General features: G+C 62.5%; 15 protein-coding genes. 12 read left to right on the plus strand and 3 right to left on the minus strand.

Features of this window, described 5'->3' with window-relative positions:
• Nucleotides 1–44: 44 nt before the first annotated feature.
• Both betT and epsC read right to left on the minus strand, forming a co-directional pair.
• Nucleotides 45–2,009, minus strand: a complete 1,965-nt coding sequence (betT, locus tag HBR93_RS05995) for a choline transporter BetT (protein ID WP_162947780.1) — start codon at nucleotides 2,007–2,009, stop codon at nucleotides 45–47.
• A 408-nt stretch (nucleotides 2,010–2,417) separates the two neighbouring features.
• Complete coding sequence (gene epsC / locus HBR93_RS06000; RefSeq protein WP_057957992.1) at nucleotides 2,418–3,344, minus strand: serine O-acetyltransferase EpsC; 927 nt, start codon at nucleotides 3,342–3,344, stop codon at nucleotides 2,418–2,420.
• 166 nt (nucleotides 3,345–3,510) lie between these two features.
• Here epsC and HBR93_RS06005 point away from each other — a divergent pair, with 166 nt between their 5' ends.
• From HBR93_RS06005 to HBR93_RS06060, 12 genes are all read left to right on the plus strand, one after another.
• Nucleotides 3,511–4,503 (plus strand): D-cysteine desulfhydrase, encoded by a 993-nt coding sequence (locus HBR93_RS06005; RefSeq protein ID WP_057437042.1) that lies wholly within the window; start codon nucleotides 3,511–3,513, stop codon nucleotides 4,501–4,503.
• A gap of 177 nt (nucleotides 4,504–4,680) precedes the next feature.
• Complete coding sequence (tcyJ, locus tag HBR93_RS06010) at nucleotides 4,681–5,475, plus strand: cystine ABC transporter substrate-binding protein (RefSeq protein WP_057437040.1); 795 nt, start codon at nucleotides 4,681–4,683, stop codon at nucleotides 5,473–5,475.
• Complete coding sequence (gene tcyL / locus HBR93_RS06015) at nucleotides 5,475–6,140, plus strand: cystine ABC transporter permease (protein ID WP_032884921.1); 666 nt, start codon at nucleotides 5,475–5,477, stop codon at nucleotides 6,138–6,140. Before tcyJ ends, tcyL begins: the two co-directional genes overlap by 1 nt.
• Nucleotides 6,141–6,143: 3 nt before the next feature.
• The gene (gene tcyN, locus HBR93_RS06020; protein WP_057437038.1) at nucleotides 6,144–6,890 is read left to right on the plus strand and encodes an L-cystine ABC transporter ATP-binding protein TcyN; all 747 of its coding nucleotides are present in this window, start codon (nucleotides 6,144–6,146) and stop codon (nucleotides 6,888–6,890) included.
• A gap of 305 nt (nucleotides 6,891–7,195) precedes the next feature.
• Nucleotides 7,196–7,972 carry a hypothetical protein gene (locus tag HBR93_RS06025; RefSeq protein WP_169959977.1) on the plus strand — a complete coding sequence of 259 codons (777 nt, stop codon included), beginning with the start codon at nucleotides 7,196–7,198 and terminating at the stop codon, nucleotides 7,970–7,972.
• A 184-nt stretch (nucleotides 7,973–8,156) separates the two neighbouring features.
• Nucleotides 8,157–9,398: an SfnB family sulfur acquisition oxidoreductase gene (locus tag HBR93_RS06030; protein WP_169959978.1), complete on the plus strand. Its 1,242-nt coding sequence runs from the start codon at nucleotides 8,157–8,159 to the stop codon at nucleotides 9,396–9,398.
• Nucleotides 9,399–9,421: 23 nt separating this feature from the next.
• A complete protein-coding gene (locus HBR93_RS06035) occupies nucleotides 9,422–10,615 on the plus strand; it encodes an SfnB family sulfur acquisition oxidoreductase (protein ID WP_057957989.1) in 1,194 nt (397 codons plus the stop codon).
• Nucleotides 10,615–11,976 (plus strand): LLM class flavin-dependent oxidoreductase, encoded by a 1,362-nt coding sequence (locus HBR93_RS06040; RefSeq protein WP_169959979.1) that lies wholly within the window; start codon nucleotides 10,615–10,617, stop codon nucleotides 11,974–11,976. Before HBR93_RS06035 ends, HBR93_RS06040 begins: the two co-directional genes overlap by 1 nt.
• A 43-nt stretch (nucleotides 11,977–12,019) precedes the next feature.
• Nucleotides 12,020–12,829 carry a MetQ/NlpA family ABC transporter substrate-binding protein gene (locus HBR93_RS06045; protein ID WP_169959980.1) on the plus strand — a complete coding sequence of 270 codons (810 nt, stop codon included), beginning with the start codon at nucleotides 12,020–12,022 and terminating at the stop codon, nucleotides 12,827–12,829.
• Nucleotides 12,830–12,831: 2 nt separating this feature from the next.
• Complete coding sequence (locus tag HBR93_RS06050; protein ID WP_057437032.1) at nucleotides 12,832–13,947, plus strand: ATP-binding cassette domain-containing protein; 1,116 nt, start codon at nucleotides 12,832–12,834, stop codon at nucleotides 13,945–13,947.
• Nucleotides 13,937–14,581 (plus strand): methionine ABC transporter permease, encoded by a 645-nt coding sequence (locus HBR93_RS06055; protein WP_057957985.1) that lies wholly within the window; start codon nucleotides 13,937–13,939, stop codon nucleotides 14,579–14,581. Before HBR93_RS06050 ends, HBR93_RS06055 begins: the two co-directional genes overlap by 11 nt.
• Nucleotides 14,582–14,621: 40 nt before the next feature.
• Nucleotides 14,622–15,257 carry a class I SAM-dependent methyltransferase gene (locus HBR93_RS06060; RefSeq protein ID WP_169959981.1) on the plus strand — a complete coding sequence of 212 codons (636 nt, stop codon included), beginning with the start codon at nucleotides 14,622–14,624 and terminating at the stop codon, nucleotides 15,255–15,257.
• Nucleotides 15,258–15,789: 532 nt separating this feature from the next.
• On the opposite strand, the gene HBR93_RS06065 is transcribed toward HBR93_RS06060, so the two are convergent.
• A complete protein-coding gene (locus HBR93_RS06065) occupies nucleotides 15,790–18,027 on the minus strand; it encodes a glycoside hydrolase (protein WP_169959982.1) in 2,238 nt (745 codons plus the stop codon).
• Between the last annotated feature and the right edge of the window lie 18 nt (nucleotides 18,028–18,045).

An 18,045-nucleotide genomic window follows, 5' to 3' on the forward strand; every position in this document is an offset into this window, starting at 1 on the left:
CACGCCCTGTAGGCGCCGGCAAGCCGGCGCCTACAAAGGTTGCATCAGCGGACCAGATGCAGGAACTGCAAGTGCCGTTCGTACTGGTCAAGGATGTCGTTGATGATCTGCTCCTTGGTGTAGCCCACCAGGTCGTAATCCTGGCTGCCTTCGCTCAAGTGCACTTCCGCGCGGTAGTAGCGACGGTTGTTGATTGCCTTGGAGCCCAGGCCACCGAGGGCAAAGGACGGCGTGAAGTAGCCGCGCATCTGCACCTGATAGACAAACGGGCGCTCTTCGCCGTGGCCGATTTCCAGGCTGACACTGTCGTTGGACGGGTCAGGCTGGGTGACGACATTCAGGCCCTTCTCGACAAACACTGCCGTCACTTCTTCAATCGCCGGGCGTACCGTGGTTTCGAGGAAGCGGTACACCTCATCGCGCGACGGGAAATGCACCGCCTGGCTCAGGCGCTGGCGCCAGCCGCCACGGCCCCTGCGGGAGGCCGCCGAGACGGGTGCCAGGGAATGCATCCGGGCGATCTGCTTCTGCGATTCGAGGTAGAACGCCTTGTGCAGCCCCCACATCATCAACAGCAGGATCAACGAGAACGGTAACGACGTCAGCACCACCGCCGACTTGAGCGAGTCAATGCTACCGGCGAACAGCAAGGCGCTGGTCACCAGCGCGGTCATGGCGCCCCAGAACACCCGCAGCCACTTCGGCCCGTCTTCATCGGCATTGCCGCCCTTGGACGACAGGGTCGACAGCACCACGGTGCCGGAGTCGGCCGAGGTGACAAAGAACACAAAACTGATAAACACCGTGACCGCGATGACAGTCTTGCTCCATGGATAGGTTTCCAGCAGCAGGTACAGGCTCATCGACGGGTTGTCGATGGCCGACTGCCCCAGCGCCGCCATGCCGTGGTTGAGCACCTGGTCAATCGCACTGTTGCCGAAGATCGACATCCAGGCCAGGGTGAAACCCAGGGGGATCAGGAGCACGCCGAAGACAAATTCGCGGATGGTCCGGCCACGGGAAATGCGTGCGATAAACAGGCCCACGAACGGCGACCATGCGATCCACCAGGCCCAATAAAACACGGTCCAGCCGCCGAGCCAATCGCTGGGCTCGTTGTAGGCGTAGACGTCAAAACTCTTGGTCGGCAGTGCGCCAAGGTAGTCACCGATGTTCTGGATCAGGGTGTTGAGCAAATGCTGGGTGGGCCCGGCGAACAACACAAACAGCAGCAGCGCACAGGCCAGCAGCATGTTGATGTCGGACATGACCCGCACACCCTTGTCGACACCGGCCACTGCGACCAGGATCGCCGCGCCCATCATCAGGGTGATCAGGCCGACCTGGATCCATTGGGTGTGGGCGATGCCGAACAGGTAGTCCAGGCCCGAGTTGAGGTGCAACACCCCAAAACCCATGTCCGCGCCCAGGCCGAACACCGTGGCGATGATGCCGAAGCCATCCACCGCATAGCCGATGGGGCCATTGATGCGCTTGCCGATCAGCGGGTACAGCGCCGAACGCAAGGCCAGCGGCAGGTTATGCCGGTAGGCGAAGTACGCCAGGGCCATGCCGACGAACGCAAAGACGCCCCAGCCATGCAGGCCCCAATGCAGAAACAGCACCTGCATGGCCTGGCGCGCCGCGTCGGCGTTCAAGGCCTCGCCCTGAGGCGGTTGCACCAGGTGGGTCAAGGGTTCCGAGACGCAGAAGAAAAACAGCGTGATGCTGATCCCGGCGGCAAACAGCATGCCGGCCCAGGACAGGTAACTGAATTCGGGCTCGTCGTGGTCGGCACCGAGTTTGATCTTGCCGTAGCCAGACAACGCGGTGACCACCACGAAGACCAGATACAGGGTCATCGCCAGCATGTAGTACCAGCCGACCGTATTGGCCGCCCAGTTTTGCGCGGCCAGCAACCAGGCGCCGGCCTGCTCGGGGATCGCGATTACGGTGACACCAAACAGCAGGATGAAGCTGGCGGCGAAGTAAAACACCGGTGCATTCATACGCACCTGGCCGCTTGAAGGAACAGACGATGCACTCATGAACGGTGCACCTCGAGGGTATTGGATGTGGCTGTATAAAACGGACTCAGCAAAGGTAAGCCTCCTGTTGTGAGCGGGCAGCGAACCACCGGTTTAACTTGAACGAACGTTCAAGTTAAACATGGATAGGCGGTCTGGGACTAATCGCAGGGCTGAGTGGTAGGTAATTCCTACACTAGCTCAAGGAAGGGTATGACGTGTGGGAAAGGTAAAACGTTCAGCGATTGCTTGCCTAAATTGAAATGCCATCCCCTGTGGGAGCGGACTTGCCCGCGACAACTGAGTGTCAGGTTAGAGGTATTTGACTGGCCTACCGCCATCGCGGGCAAGCCCGCTCCCACACAAGCCCGCTCCCCCATCAGGTCGTCGCTACTTCTGCGTCCCGTCATCATGCTGCAAGTTCGCCTGCGTGATATTCGCCCCCGCCGGCACGCTGCGGGTCAGCCACACGTTGCCGCCAATGGTCGAACCCTTGCCGATGGTGATTCGCCCCAGGATCGTCGCCCCGGCGTAGATCACCACATCGTCCTCGACAATCGGGTGGCGTGGATGGCCCTTCTGCAACTGCCCATCTTCATCCGCCGGGAAACGCTTGGCGCCCAGGGTCACCGCCTGATAGATACGCACCCGCTCGCCAATGATCGCCGTTTCGCCAATCACCACACCCGTGCCGTGGTCGATAAAGAAGCTCGGGCCGATCTGCGCGCCTGGGTGAATGTCGATGCCAGTGGCCGAATGCGCGATTTCCGCGCTGATCCGCGCGAGCAGAGGCAGCCCGGCGCGATACAAATGGTGGGCCAGGCGATGGTGGATCACCGCGAGGATGCCCGGATAGCACAGCAGCACCTCATCCACCGTGCGTGCAGCCGGATCCCCGTGATAGGCCGCCAGCACATCGGTGTCCAACAAACTGCGCAGCGCCGGCAAAGCCAGGGCAAAGTCCTGGATCAAGCGGATGGCCAGTGCATCGACTTCCTTATCGGCATTGCCGCCCTGGCGCGCGGCATAGCGCAACTCCAGGCGGGCCTGGGCGAGCAAGGCGTTGAGCGCCACATCCAGGGTATGGCCGACGTAGAAGTCCTCACTTTCCTCACGCAGATCCACCGGGCCCAGGCGCATCGGGAACAGCGCACCGCACAGCGCTTCAAGAATTTGCGCCACGGCCTCGCGCGACGGTAACTCGCGACCGCCCTGTTCGCCGCTGACCCGCCCATTGCGGGTACGCCACTGATCCCGGGCGCCGCGCAACTGGCTGACGATGGTCTGTAACTGCCAATGACTGGAACGCTCACTCACGGTATTCCCTCCTGAGGTAATGGCCACACTTTACGGTATGCAACCGGGCGGCCCTTAAGAACCAATGGTGCGATGCTAATAACACTTTGGCATAAGCATCTGGCGGTTGCCCCGGCAAAAAGCCCTGCCTATAGTCCCCCCCATCTTCTATTACCCGTGCGTAACCATGATCAAACAACAGCTCGACCGTTTTAATCGTCTGAACCTGCTGGGCGGCGCCACCGCCCTGGAAAAACTCGAACGACTGTCGACCTGGCTGGGCCGTGATATCTACATCAAGCGCGATGACACCACGCCGCTGGCCATGGGCGGCAACAAGCTGCGCAAGCTCGAATACCTCGCCGCCGATGCCCTGGCCCAAGGCGCCGACACGTTGATCACCGCCGGCGCGATCCAGTCCAACCATGTGCGCCAGACCGCAGCCCTCGCCGCCAAGCTGGGCCTGGGCTGTGTCGCCCTGCTGGAAAATCCCACGGGCACCGACGACCCCAACTACCTGGGCAACGGCAACCGCCTGTTGGTCGAGTTGTTCGACGCCAAGGTCGAATTGGTCGAAAACCTGGACAACGCCGACGAGCAACTCAACGCCCTGGCCGAACGCCTGCGCAGCAATGGTAAAAACCCCTACATAGTGCCCATTGGCGGCTCCAACGCCCTGGGCGCCCTGGGTTATGTGCGGGCCGGGCTGGAACTGGCCGGGCAGATCGAAGACAGCGGCCTGCAGTTCGCGGCAGTGGTCCTGGCCTCCGGCAGCGCCGGAACCCACAGCGGCCTGGCCCTGGCGTTGAGTGAAGTGCTGCCGGACTTGCCGGTGATTGGCGTCACCGTGTCGCGCACCGACGAAGCGCAACGGCCCAAGGTCCAAGGCCTGGCCGAGCGCACGGCGCAGTTGCTGGGGGTGGCGGTACCCGACGCCTTCAACGTGATTTTATGGGACGAATACTTCGCCCCGCGCTACGGCGAACCCAACGCCGGCACCCTGGCGGCAATCAAGCTGCTGGCAAGCCAGGAAGGCCTGTTGCTGGACCCGGTCTACACCGGCAAGGCCATGGCCGGGTTGCTCGACGGTATCGGTCGCCAGGCCTTCGCTGAAGGGCCGATCATCTTCCTGCACACCGGCGGCGCGCCGGCGTTGTTTGCCTATGACTCAGTGTTCTGACTGGACACATTGAATCTCCACTTCATATGCAAAAATGGAATATAAAGTTTAATTTATATTATTTTTAACGCTTTCAAACTCGCCCTATAGTCGCGCTCCCACACACCGCGTTTTTAGGGCAGGATACGACCACTGCGTCACCTGCTTCGCTCACCATAAAAAACACAGGGGCTTGTCATGACTATTTCTGTACTGCGTCGCACGTTGCTGGTTGGCACATTGGGCCTGGCGCTTGGCGCCGGCTTGCTGGGCCAGGCAGTTGCCGGCGAGCAACTGGGCAACATCAAGAAAGCCGGCGAGATCAAAATCGGCCTGGAAGGCACCTACCCACCGTTCAGTTTCGTCGATGAAAACGGCAAGCTCAGTGGCTTTGAAGCCGAGCTGTCCGAAGCCCTGGCCAAGGAGCTGGGGGTCAAGGTCAAGCTGCAGGCTACCCCGTGGGACGGCATCCTCGCCGCCCTGGAATCCAAGCGCCTCGACGCAGTGGTCAACCAGGTGACGATCTCCGAAGAGCGCAAGAAAAAATACGATTTCTCCAAGCCCTACACCGTCTCCGGGATCCAGGCGCTGACCCTGGCGAAAAACGTCGACACCATCAAGACCGCCGACGACCTGGCCGGCAAGAAAGTCGGGGTGGGCCTTGGCACCAACTACGAACAATGGCTCAAGGACAACCAGCCCAAAGCCATCATCAAGACCTATAACGACGACCCCACCAAATTCCAGGACCTGCGCATCGGCCGTATCGACGCGATTCTGATCGACCGCCTGGCAGCCCTCGAATATGCGAAAAAAGCCAAGGACACCGCCGCTGCCGGTGAAGCCTTCTCCCGCCAGGAAGCCGGGATTGCCCTGCGCAAAGGCGAGCCTGAACTGCTTGAAGCGGTCAACCAGGCCCTCGACAAACTGCGCGCCGACGGCACTTTGAAGAAGCTGTCCGAGAAATACTTCAACGCTGACGTCACCCAATAATGGAAGCAGGTTTCCAACTCGCGCTCGATTCCGCGCCCTTTCTGCTCAAGGGCGCGTACTACACGGTGATTCTCAGCCTCGGCGGGATGTTTTTCGGCTTGCTGCTGGGCTTCGGCCTGGCCTTGATGCGCCTGTCGCGCTTCAAGCTCTTGAGCTGGACGGCCAGGGTCTACGTCTCGTTCTTTCGCGGCACGCCGTTGCTGGTGCAGCTGTTCTTGATCTACTACGGCTTGCCGCAGGTGGGCATCGAGCTGGATCCGATCCCGGCAGCGATGATCGGCTTCTCGCTGAACATGGCGGCCTATGCCTGTGAAATCCTGCGCGCCGCCATTGCCTCCATCGAGCGTGGCCAGTGGGAAGCTGCCGCCAGTATCGGCATGACTCGCGCACAGACCTTGCGCCGGGCCATCCTGCCGCAGGCAATGCGCACGGCCCTGCCACCCCTGGGCAACAGCTTTATTTCGCTGGTAAAAGACACGGCGCTGGCCGCCACCATCCAGGTGCCCGAGCTGTTCCGCCAGGCCCAACTGGTATCGGCACGCACCTTTGAAATTTTCACCATGTACCTGTCCGCAGCCCTGATCTACTGGGTTCTGGCCAGCATCCTGGCGCATTTTCAGAATCGCCTGGAAGACCGGGTCAACCGGCATGACCTGGAGTCTTGAAGCATGATCGTGGTTGAAAAACTGACCAAACAATTCAAGGGCCAGGTGGTGCTCAACGGGATCGACCTGGAGGTCCAGGAAGGCGAAGTTGTCGCCATCATTGGCCCCAGCGGCTCCGGCAAGACCACCTTCCTGCGCTGCCTGAATTTCCTCGAAGAACCCACCAGTGGCCGGATCAAGGTCGGCGACATCGAGATCGACGGCAGCCGCCCGCTCAACCAGCAACAGGGCCTGGTGCGGCGCCTGCGCCAGCATGTGGGTTTTGTGTTCCAGGGCTTTAACTTGTTCCCCCATCGCACCGCCCTGGAGAACGTCATCGAAGGCCCGCTGGTGGTCAAGAAGATGCCACGCGAAGCCGCTGACCGCCTCGGTCGCGCACTGCTGGCCAAGGTTGGCCTGGCGGGCAAGGAAGACGCCTACCCCCGGCGCCTGTCCGGTGGCCAGCAGCAGCGGGTGGCCATTGCCCGAGCCTTGGCGATGGAGCCGGAAGTGATCCTGTTCGATGAACCGACCTCGGCCCTCGACCCGGAGTTGGTAGGCGAAGTCCTGGCGACCATCCGCAGCCTCGCCGAAGAGAAACGCACCATGGTCATCGTCACCCACGAAATGAGCTTTGCCCGTGACGTGGCCAACCGGGTGATCTTCTTCGACAAGGGTGTGATCGTCGAGCAAGGCGAAGCCAAGGCGCTGTTTGCCAACCCCAGGGAAGAACGCACCCGGCAGTTCCTCAGCAAATTCCTCACCCACTGACCCACCCCCTGTAGGAGCCGGCTTGCCGGCGCCTACAAGGTTTGTGACTTTCGGAAAAATCCCCGTATTCATTCGGCAAAGTGCCTGTCAAAACCCCCTTTAATAACACCCTCCAGTAAGACCCTTCTGAATAATCCCAAACCCGCCGTTTAGCCTTTTGCCGCCATTGACGCCCCCTGGCCAACCCTCTTATCTAGGGCTCAAAGGATTGGATCCCATCCTGGCTTTTCAAAAAAATCGTTCCTTTCGAACCCCACGCCTGAGGTTCGGAACGATCGCTGCTGGCTGCATCAAGGAGATTATTTATGACGCACATTACCCCCCTGACCATGCTCGCCGCGCCGACAGTACCCCAAGCTCATAAACAAGGTATCAACGCGCAGGCCGCCACTCATTTGCAGGTCGATATCGCCCCCTACCCGGACATGGGCAAGGGCGACTTGATCGAGTTGTTCTGGAACAACTGCTTTGCCGCCTCCAAGCGTGTAGGCGCCGCCGATATCGGCTTGACCAGCCATCTGCGGGTGCCCGAAAGCTTTGTGCAAAACGGTGCTGCACGCATTCATTACCGGGTCATGCAAGTGGGGCGCGGCCCGGCGCGCTCCATGATTACCCGGGTGCAGGTCAAGACCGCTTGCCCGGGTGGGCAGCCTTCAGTGCTGTGTGCCGAAGAAAACCAGAACCTGGCCCCCGTCGCCCTGCCCGAAACCATCCGCCGCCATGGCGTCAACCCCAGCCAGATCCGCCGGGGCGTGCCGTTGACCATCGAGCCCTACCTGAACATGGCCGCCGGTGATGCAATCACTCTGCGCTGGGGCGACGCGCGCCTGGACCTGCCCCCGATCCAGGCCGCCGAGGTGGGGCACCCCGTGCAGGTCTGGGTACCTTCGGCGCTGATCCTGGAGGCCGGGGACGATGCCCGCCAGGAGGTCACCTACTGCGTGATCGACCGCGTGGGCAACAACTCGCGCTGGGCGCCCGGGCGCATCGTGAGCATCGCCCAGGCCAACGCCACAGGCGCAGCCGATGCTTTGTCGGTGTACCAGCCCCGGCGCCCTGGCTCGCCGTGCGAACCGGGGTGACAGACCTTCTATGCATATTCCTAAAAGTTAGTTTATTTAAAAAATAAACACGCTTAGGGTATATGCACCGGACCACCGGACATTCCTGATTTTTAGCTCTTCCACGGATGTGAGGTAGGTATGGTCAACATTACCCCGGAGCACAACGCCAGGGCATCACGTGTCGCCACGCAGGGGCGCACCGATGTCTAACTTGGCGCAATCGCCCCTCCAGAGCGATCTGGATATCGCCCCGCTGCTGTTGCCCACCCAGATGCTGCGCAACGACAGTGAAGCCCTCGCCGCTGCCCACGCGCTTGCCCAGGCCGCCCGCCTGCAAGCCGGGCTGCGCGACCGCCAGCGCAAACTGCCCTGGGCCGAAATCGAACAGTTCACCCGCAGTGGCCTGGGGAGCATTTCCATCCCCCGCGAATACGGCGGCCCGCAAGTGTCGTTTGTGACCCTGGCTGAAGTGTTCGCGATTATCAGCGCCGTCGACCCGGCCCTGGGGCAGATCCCGCAGAACCACTTTGGCATCTTGCACGTGCTGCAAGGCGCCGCCAGCGAATCACAGAAAAAACAGCTGTTCCAAAGCGTGCTCGACGGCTGGCGCATCGGCAATGGCGGGCCGGAACGCGGTACCAAAAACACCCTGGATGTGAAGGCCCGGATCAGCGCCGAGGGTGACGGTTTTGTCATCAACGGCCAGAAGTTCTACTCCACCGGCGCGCTGTTTGCCCATTGGGTCGCGGTCAAGGCCCTGGACGACGAAGGCCGCCAGGTCATGGCGTTTGTGCGCCGTGGCACCCCGGGATTGCGCATCGTCGATGACTGGTCGGGCTTTGGCCAACGCACCACCGCCAGCGGCACCGTGTTGCTGAACACTGTGCCAGTGGACGCCGATCTGGTGGTACCGATCTGGCGCCTGGGGCAAACCCCGGGCATCCAGGGCGCGGTCTCGCAATTGATCCAGGCGGCCATCGACGCCGGCATCGCCCGTGGCGCCCTCGACGACACCATCAGTTTTGTCCGTGAACGCTCGCGGCCGTGGATCGACGCCAAGGTCGAACGGGCCAGCGACGACCTCTATGTGATCGCCGATATCGGCAAGCTGAAAATCGAACTGCACGCCGCCGAAGCCCTGCTGCGCAAGGCCGGCCAGGTGCTGGACCAGGTCAGCGCCGCGCCCATCACCGCACACTCCGCCGCCCGGGCCTCGATTGCCGTGGCACAAGCCAAGGTGCTGACCACCGAAGTCTCGCTGCTGGTCAGCGAGAAACTCTTCGAACTGGCCGGCAGCCGCGCCACCCTCGCCGAGTTCAACCTCGACCGCCACTGGCGCAATGCACGGGTGCACACCCTGCACGACCCGGTGCGCTGGAAGTATCACGCGGTGGGCGCCTGGCACCTCAACGGAACCTTGCCGGCCCGGCATTCCTGGATCTGACGACCAGACCTCTGGAGAAAAACATGACGCTTTCCCATTCCGTCGCGGTCATCACCAGCGATGAACAAGCCCTGATTGTCGCCAGCGACCTGGCCGAAGACTTTCGCCGCGACAGCGCCCTGCGCGACCGTGAACGCCGCCTGCCGCTCGCCGAACTGGAAGCCTTTTCCCGCTCCGGCCTGTGGGGCATCAGCGTGCCCAAGGCATACGGCGGCGCTGGCGTGTCCAACGTCACCCTGGCCAAGGTCATTGCCCTGATCGCCCAGGCCGATGCCTCGTTGGGGCAGATCCCGCAGAACCATTTTTATGCCCTGGAAGTGCTGCGCATCAATGGCAGCCCGGCGCAGCAACAACGCCTGTATGCCGAGGTGCTGGCCGGCCAGCGCTTTGGCAATGCCCTGGCAGAACTGGGCACCAAGACCGCCCATGACCGGGTGACGAAACTTGTGCGCGACGGCGACGGTTTTCGCATCAGCGGCCGCAAGTTCTACGCCACCGGCGCGATCTACGCTCAGCGCATTCCCACCTCGGTGGTGGATGAGCACGGCGTGCAGCAACTGGCCTTTGTGCCACACGACAGCCAGGGCCTGACGGTGATCGACGACTGGAGCGGCTTCGGCCAGCGCACCACCGGCAGCGGTTCGGTGGTGTTCGACAATGTGTGGGTCGCAGCCGAAGACGTGATTCCGTTCCAGAGCGCCTTCGAGCGCCCGACCACCGTGGGCCCGCTGGCGCAGATCCTTCACGCGGCCATCGACACCGGCATCGCCCGCGCCGCCTTTGAAGATGCCCTGCATTTTGTGCGCACCAAGACCCGGCCGTGGATCGACTCGGGCAATGACACGGCCAGCGAAGACCCGCTGACCCTGAAAAGCTTCGGCCACCTGAGCATCCGCCTGCACGCCACCGAAGCCCTGCTGGAGCGCTCCGGCGAATTCCTCGACCGCGCCCAGGCCGACAGCAATGCGCAAACCGTCGCGGCGGCGTCGATTGCCGTGGCTGAAGTACGCGCCCTGAGCACCGAGATTTCCCTGGCCGCCGGCAGCACCCTGTTCGAACTCGCCGGCAGCCAGGCAACCCTCGCCGAACATGGCCTGGACCGCCACTGGCGCAACGCCCGGGTGCACACCCTGCACGACCCGGTGCGCTGGAAGTACCACGCCGTCGGCAATTACTACCTCAACGATGAAAACCCGCCGCTGCGGGGGACCATCTGATGTTGAAGAAAAAGATCCTGCTCAATGCCTTCAACATGAACTGCATCGGGCATATCAACCATGGCCTGTGGACGCATCCACGGGACACCTCGACCCAGTACAAGACCGTCGAATACTGGACCGAACTAGCGCAACTACTGGAGCGTGGGCTGTTCGACGGCTTGTTTATCGCCGACATCGTTGGCGTGTACGACGTCTATCAAGGCTCGGTCGAGGTACCGCTCAAGGAGTCGATTCAACTGCCAGTCAACGACCCACTGCTACTGGTCTCAGCCATGGCCGCCGTAACGAAAAACCTCGGCTTCGGCCTGACCGCCAACCTGACTTACGAGCCGCCGTATCTGTTCGCCCGGCGCATGTCCACCCTCGATCACCTGAGCCGTGGCCGGGTGGGCTGGAACATTGTCACCGGCTACCTGGACAGCGCCGCCAAGGCCATGGGCCTCACCGAGCAGGTCGAACATGACCGGCGCTACGACCAGGCCGACGAGTACCTGGAGGTGCTGTACAAGCTGTGGGAAGGCAGTTGGGAAGACGGCGCGGTACTCAACGACGCGCAACAACGGATCTATGCCCAACCGGGCAAGGTGCACAAGGTCGAGCACCATGGCGAGTTCTATCAGGTGCAGGGCTATCACCTGTGCGAGCCCTCGCCGCAGCGCACGCCAGTGCTGTTCCAGGCCGGCAGTTCGGAACGCGGCCTGGTGTTTGCCGGGCGCCATGCCGAGTGCGTGTTTATCAGCGGGCAGAACAAGGCTGCGACCAAGGTGCAAGTGGACAAGGTACGCGCCAGCGCGGTCGCAGCCGGGCGCAACCCAGATGACATCAAGGTGTTCATGGGGCTCAACGTGATTGTCGGCGCCACCGAGGCGCTGGCCTGGGCCAAGCATGCCGAGTACCTGAGCTACGCCAGCGCCGAGGCCGGCGTGGCACATTTCAGCGCCTCCACCGCCATCGACTTCTCGCAATACGAGCTGGACGAACCGATCCAGTACGTGAAGAGCAACGCGATCCAATCAGCCACTAAAGCCTTGCAGAACAACGACTGGACCCGGCGCAAGTTGTTGGAACAACACGCGTTGGGTGGGCGCTATATCACCCTGGTGGGTTCGCCTGCGCAGGTGGCTGATGAGCTGGAATCCTGGATCAGCGAGACCGGGCTGGATGGCTTCAACCTGACGCGCATTGTTACGCCGGAGAGCTATGTGGATTTTATCGAGCTGGTGATTCCCGAGTTGCAAAGGCGTGGGTCATACAAGACTGCTTATGAGAGCGGAACCTTGCGAGAAAAGGTCTTCCACCGCGAAGCGCACTTACCCGAACAACACACCGGTTCCACCTACCGCCACTCCCACATTTAGACCTTTATTGCTCATACCAACACCTTATGACTGGAAATCGACCATGAAAACAACACTGCTGTCCCACCCAGTCAAAGCACTGGCCCTGGCCCTCGGCCTGTTCAGCTCGGCGGTGTTTGCCGCCGATGCGCCGCTGAAAGTCGGCACCACGGCGGCCTTCGCCATTCCCCTCGAAGCCGCCGTCGAAGAGGCCGGCAAGCAGGGCCTGAAAGTCGAGCTGGTGGAGTTCACCGACTGGATTGCGCCCAACGTCAGCCTCGCCGCCGGCGATATCGACGTGAATTACTTCCAGCACATTCCGTTCCTGGAAAACGCCAAGGCCGCCGCCGGTTTTGACCTGGTGCCGTTCAAGCCGGGGATCATCAACAACGTCGGTCTGTACTCGAAAAAATTCAAAAGTTTCGATGAGCTGCCCCAGGGCGCCAGCGTGGCCATCGCCAACGACCCGATCAACAGCGGGCGCGGCCTGCAACTGCTGGCCAAGGCCGGCCTGATCACCCTCAAGCCGGGCGTGGGCTACAAGGCCACCGAAGACGACATCGTCGCCAACCCGAAAAAGCTCAAGATCCTGCAGGTCGAAGCGGTGCAGCTGGTGCGCGCCTATGACGACGCCGACCTGGTGCAGGGCTACCCGGCCTATATTCGCCTGTCCAAGACCTTCAATGCCGAGTCGGCGCTGCTGTTCGATGGCCTTGACCACCCGGAATACGTGATCCAGTTCGTGACCCAGCCCAAAGGCACAACCGACCCACGGGTGATCAAGTTCGTCGAGATCTACCAGCATTCGCCGGTGGTCCGCGCGGCCCTGGATAAATCCCTGGGCACGCTGTACCAAGTCGGCTGGGAAGGCTGAATATGAGCGCCGCCAATGCCCAACTGCGCGACCTGGGCGCACTGCCCAGGGACGCGCAACAGACAGAGCTACACCCTGACTTGAACCACGCCCATGTGCGTTTTATCAACCTGGGCAAAACCTATGACGGCACGGTGCATGCGCTGCAAGGCATCGACCTGGCGATCCAGCGTGGCGAAGTGTTCGGCATCATCGGCCGCAGCGGCGCCGGCAAGTCGTCGCTGATCCGCACCATCAACCGCCTGGAACAACCCAGCAGCGGCCGAGTGCTGATCGACCAGGTGGATATCGGCGATTTCGACGAAGACCGTCTGGTGGCCCTGCGGCGACGCATCGGCATGATCTTCCAGCACTTCAACCTGATGTCGGCCAAGACCGTGTGGCAGAACGTCGAGCTGCCACTGAAAGTCGCCGGTGTGCCCAAGCCGCAACGCGAGCACAAGGTCCGCGAGCTGCTGGAGCTGGTGGGTTTGCAGGACAAGCACCAGGCGTACCCGGCGCAGTTGTCCGGCGGGCAGAAGCAACGGGTGGGCATCGCCCGCTCGCTGGTGCACGACCCGCAGATCCTGCTGTGTGACGAAGCCACCTCGGCCCTGGACCCGGAGACCACCCAGTCGATCCTCGGCCTGTTGCGCGAGATCAATCAGCGCCTGGGCCTGACCATCGTGCTGATCACCCACGAGATGGCGGTGATCCGCGAAATCTGCGACCGCGTGGTGGTGCTGGAACACGGGCGGATCGTCGAGCAAGGCCCGGTGTGGGAAGTGTTTGGCAACCCCAAGCATCAGGTCAGTAAAACCCTGCTCGCGCCCCTGCAACATGGCTTGCCCGAGGAACTGCAAAAGCGCCTGCGGGCCACGCCAGCGTCGGCGGATGCGGCCGTGGTGCTGCGCCTGCAATTTACCGGCGCCAGCGCGGATGAACCGGACCTCGCCGCACTGTTCAGCGCCCTGGGTGGGCGCGTGCGCCTGCTGCAAGGCGGGGTCGAGCGCATCCAGGGCCACGCCCTGGGGCAATTGCTGCTGGCAGTGACCGGCTCCGCTCTGGACGCCGACACATTACGCACCCGCGCCACGCGCTGGGCACAACAGGTGGAGGTGCTGGGCTATGTGGTTTGATCGTTTATTGCAGGGCGCCATCGACACCTTGTTGATGGTCGGCGTGTCGTCGTTGATCGCGCTGCTGGTGGGTATCCCGCTGGCGGTGTTCCTGGTCACCAGCGACAAGGGCGGCATCTACCAGGCCCCCGCGTTGAATAGGGTGCTGGGGGCGTTCGTCAATCTGTTCCGCTCCATCCCGTTCCTGATTCTGATGGTGGCGCTGATCCCCTTCACCCGGCTGATTGTGGGCACCACCTACGGTGTATGGGCCGCCGTGGTACCACTGACCATCGCCGCCACGCCGTTCTTTGCGCGAATCGCCGAGGTCAGCCTGCGGGAAGTCGACCATGGCCTGATCGAAGCCGCCCAGGCCATGGGCTGCCGGCGCTGGCATATCGTCAGGCATGTGCTGTTGCCGGAAGCGCTGCCGGGGATTGTCGGCGGGTTCACCATTACTCTGGTGACCATGATCAACTCGTCGGCCATGGCCGGAGCGATTGGCGCCGGTGGCCTAGGGGATATTGCCTACCGCTACGGCTACCAGCGTTTCGACAGCCAGATCATGCTCACGGTGATTGTGTTGCTGGTCCTGCTGGTGGCCGCGATCCAACTGGGTGGCGATCGCCTGGCGCGCGGGCTGAACAAGCGCTGAGGTATAGTCGGCACCTCTCTTTGCCCTGGTGCCGACTGCCATGAAACTCGCCCCCGACGACCTCGACCAGATCACCTCTACCACCCTGGGTCACTACAACCAGGTGGCCGAGGATTTTCGCGAAGGTACCCGCGACCATGATGTGAGCCAGAACATCGACGCGTTGCTGCGGCATATCCAGGCGCAGGCGCCGTTTACCGTGCTGGACTTCGGCTGCGGACCGGGGCGGGATTTGCAGACCTTCACCCGGCTTGGGCATATCGCCGTAGGCCTGGATGGCGCCGAGCGTTTCGCGCAGATGGCGCGCCAGGACAGCGGCTGTGAAGTACTGCACCAGGACTTCCTCAAACTGGATCTGCCGGCCGCGCGCTTCGACGGGATTTTTGCCAATGCGGTGCTGTTTCATATCCCCAAGCAGGAACTGCCGCGCATTCTCCAGCAACTGCAGGCTGCGCTGAAACCGGGCGGGGTGTTGTTCAGCTCCAACCCCAGAGGGGAAAACCAGGAGGGCTGGAACGGCCCGCGTTATGGCTCGTATCACGACCTTGCGGCCTGGCAGGCGCTGCTGACCACCGCAGGGTTTGTGGAGTTGGAACACTACTGTCGCCCGGCAGGACTGCCGCGCGAGCAGCAGCCTTGGTTGGCCAGTGTGTGGCGTAAGGTAGGGGGTGTCTGAGCGGACGCTATCGCAGCGATGCGGCGACCCGACAAGCCAGCTCCCACATTGTTTTGTGGTGTGTCCAGAATTCCCTGCCGGGTCGAGCCCCCCCCTGTGGGAGCGGGCTTGCCCGCGATGGCAGTAGTACAGGCACTATTTTTGGTGGCTGGCATACCGTCATCGCAGGCAAGCCAGCTCCCACATTGGTTTGTGGTGTGTCCAGAATTCCCTGCCGGGTCGAGCCCCCCCTGTGGGAGCGGGCTTGCCCGCGATGGCGGTAGTACAGGCACTATCTTTGGTGGCTGACATACCGTCATCGCAGACAAGCCAGCTCCCACATTGGTTTGTGGTGTGTCCAGAATTCCCTGCCTGGTCGAGCCCTCCCTGTGGGAGCGGGCTTGCCCGCGATGGCGGTAGTACAGGCACTATTTTTGGTGGCTGACATACCGTCATCGCAGGCAAGCCAGCTCCCACATTGGTTTGTGGTGTGTCCAGAATTCCCTGCCTGGTCGAGCCCCCCCCTGTGGGAGCGGGCTTGCCCGCGATGGCCTCAAGGGCGCTGCTGAGCCACCTGATACACCACCGGACTTTCACCCACCACCCACGCCGTCACACTCTGCCCCGCATACCCGTCCCGTTCCTCCTGCGCAAAGTTGGCCACCAACCGCGTGCCATCGGCAAACGTGGTCTGCTGCACCAGCCGGTCGTTGCTCAGCCAGCGAAAATCCGTCATTGCCTGGGTCGCCAGACGCTCATGCAACGGCCGGAAGAACCCATCCTGACGCTGGATCATCGGCAAGCGCTGCTTCAAGGTAGCGGCGCTCAAGTGATAGAGCGGCGGCACGTTGTACAGCAGTTGGGCCAGCTCGTTTTCCGCCTGCACATTGCTCAGCTTCAGGCTGTCGAACAACCAGTGATGGCTGGTAATGACCGAGCCATGGAACACCGCCTGATACAGCGGCAGGCGCATCGCCGGGGCAAAGTACACGCTGCGCAGCGGCTCTTTGAGCGGCACGCGTTTGAAGAACACCGCCGGTTCCTCCGGTGGATACCAGGCCCCCACGTAGTACGGTGATTGCTTGTCCTGGGTCATCTCACGATCACCCCAGCCCATGACCGGGGTTTGCATGCCATGGGCGAACAACACGCCGCGAGCGGTGGTGGCGTTGCCATCTTCGGAACCCACCGGTAACTGGAGGTGGCTGGCGATCCAGCGGGCGGCGTCGATATTGCCTTGGGCGTTCTGCGCCTGGGTCATGCCCAGCACCGAGCGATAGCTGTCAAACAGCATGCCGGTGGCATAGGCGTCGAGGAACCAGGCATTGAACCCGGCCTTGGCCTGCACCGCCGTCACCCGCGCCTCCAGCAATGGGCGGACGCAGCGCGGGTCGGTGTAGTGCCCGGACTTCTGGAAGCCGGTCTTGAGCTGGCCGTTCTTCAGCATGATCGCGCAGTCGCGGTAGGCGCGGCTGCCCAGGTGCGCGGTGGTCCAGTCGGGGTTTTCGCTGGCTGCCAGGGCGGTTTCATAGGAATCATAAGGCGCCATCAAGTACCCGGCCGCGACCCCGTCACGCACCGCCTCCGGGTGCCAGAGCCCGCCCTCCCAGCCTTCGCCCAGGGTCAGCAGCAGGCGTGGCAGGCCACTCTCCTGCAGGGTCTTGATCGTCGTCGAGGATAACGTGCTGCCCCAGGTTTCGGGGTTGGCACGCAAGGCACCGGCAAACGCCAGTGCCAGTTGCTGGCGCAGTGCGCCGTAGCCTTGGGCAAGCGCGGGCATGTCGGGCTCGGTCGTGGCTTGCCAGCCCTGGCGCGCCTTTTTGTTGAGCGCCGCGTTGAGCCCTCTGAGCAACACAGCTTGCTGGTAGCGATCCAGAAACGGCTGGGGGGCTTGCACCACCTGTGCCGCCTCCGAATCCAGCAGGCCATTGAGTTGTGCGCCCAAGCCATCGGGTGCACGCAGCACGGTGCGTAACTGCTCCCAATCGCGCACATCGCCCAGGCCCAGCAGGTCATTGCCCCACAGGTAGACGTGGCTGGCACCCAATAGCTTTTCGCCGGCCGGCAGGCGTTGCAGTTTGTCGGCCAACGGCTCGTAGAGCCCCTGTTCCACCAGCCATTGGCGGTAGCGCTTGGCACCGGCCAGCAAATCGGCCTCGCCCAGATTCAGGCGCAGGGTCATGGGCGCGGTGGGGTCCAGGGCGGTGAATTCATGATGCAACGACAAGCCCAGGCGCGGGCCCTCGGCCTGCCACTGCAAACGGTTGTTGTAGGGGTTGGTCAGCAGCCAGTTGAGGGTGAAGCTTGCGTGATCGACGCCCCATAACGGCAGGCTCAGGTCCTGGGTGCTGTTGACATCCCCCTGCTCCAGCAAAAAGCGCTGCCAGAGGCTGTTGCCGGCTGGCACGTAATGCCCCTCGGCAAGCGGCCAGATCAGGCCCTTGCCCATGGCGCTGGCCGGCTGGCGGACGATCTCCAGCTCGCCGGCCTCGCGGGCGGTGATGGTCAGGATCAGGTCACGCTGGTCCAGGGTGGCGTTCAGCCGATAGGCACCGTTGTCCCATTGCCAGTTGGCGTGTTGAGTGGACTGTTGCAACTGGCTGACCTTATGGGTAGCCACGCCGCTGGAGGCCTGCACCGGCTCGCCGCCGGAAGGGGTCACGCGCACGGCCAGGTTCGCCGGGTCGAGCTCGATGCGCCATTGGGGGTTTTCCAGAACGGTGCCGGCAACGGCCAGTGGCGACAGCAGCAGCACGCAGATGCACAAGGCTCGGCGCAGGTTAAGGATCATGACGTGGGCCTTCAGAGG

Source organism: Pseudomonas sp. WS 5411 (assembly GCF_012985595.1).
Lineage (GTDB): Bacteria > Pseudomonadota > Gammaproteobacteria > Pseudomonadales > Pseudomonadaceae > Aquipseudomonas > Aquipseudomonas shahriarae.

What these genes read in the sequence shown, in the direction of transcription:
- betT (WP_162947780.1), bottom strand. Translation starts at nt 2,009, where the DNA reads ATGAATGCACCGGTGTTTTACTTCGCCGCCAGCTTCATCCTGCTGTTT.
- HBR93_RS06005 (WP_057437042.1), top strand. Translation starts at nt 3,511, where the DNA reads ATGATCAAACAACAGCTCGACCGTTTTAATCGTCTGAACCTGCTGGGC.
- tcyJ (WP_057437040.1), top strand. Translation starts at nt 4,681, where the DNA reads ATGACTATTTCTGTACTGCGTCGCACGTTGCTGGTTGGCACATTGGGC.
- tcyL (WP_032884921.1), top strand. Translation starts at nt 5,475, where the DNA reads ATGGAAGCAGGTTTCCAACTCGCGCTCGATTCCGCGCCCTTTCTGCTC.
- tcyN (WP_057437038.1), top strand. Translation starts at nt 6,144, where the DNA reads ATGATCGTGGTTGAAAAACTGACCAAACAATTCAAGGGCCAGGTGGTG.
- HBR93_RS06025 (WP_169959977.1), top strand. Translation starts at nt 7,196, where the DNA reads ATGACGCACATTACCCCCCTGACCATGCTCGCCGCGCCGACAGTACCC.
- HBR93_RS06030 (WP_169959978.1), top strand. Translation starts at nt 8,157, where the DNA reads ATGTCTAACTTGGCGCAATCGCCCCTCCAGAGCGATCTGGATATCGCC.
- HBR93_RS06035 (WP_057957989.1), top strand. Translation starts at nt 9,422, where the DNA reads ATGACGCTTTCCCATTCCGTCGCGGTCATCACCAGCGATGAACAAGCC.
- HBR93_RS06040 (WP_169959979.1), top strand. Translation starts at nt 10,615, where the DNA reads ATGTTGAAGAAAAAGATCCTGCTCAATGCCTTCAACATGAACTGCATC.
- HBR93_RS06045 (WP_169959980.1), top strand. Translation starts at nt 12,020, where the DNA reads ATGAAAACAACACTGCTGTCCCACCCAGTCAAAGCACTGGCCCTGGCC.
- HBR93_RS06050 (WP_057437032.1), top strand. Translation starts at nt 12,832, where the DNA reads ATGAGCGCCGCCAATGCCCAACTGCGCGACCTGGGCGCACTGCCCAGG.
- HBR93_RS06055 (WP_057957985.1), top strand. Translation starts at nt 13,937, where the DNA reads ATGTGGTTTGATCGTTTATTGCAGGGCGCCATCGACACCTTGTTGATG.
- HBR93_RS06060 (WP_169959981.1), top strand. Translation starts at nt 14,622, where the DNA reads ATGAAACTCGCCCCCGACGACCTCGACCAGATCACCTCTACCACCCTG.
- HBR93_RS06065 (WP_169959982.1), bottom strand. Translation starts at nt 18,027, where the DNA reads ATGATCCTTAACCTGCGCCGAGCCTTGTGCATCTGCGTGCTGCTGCTG.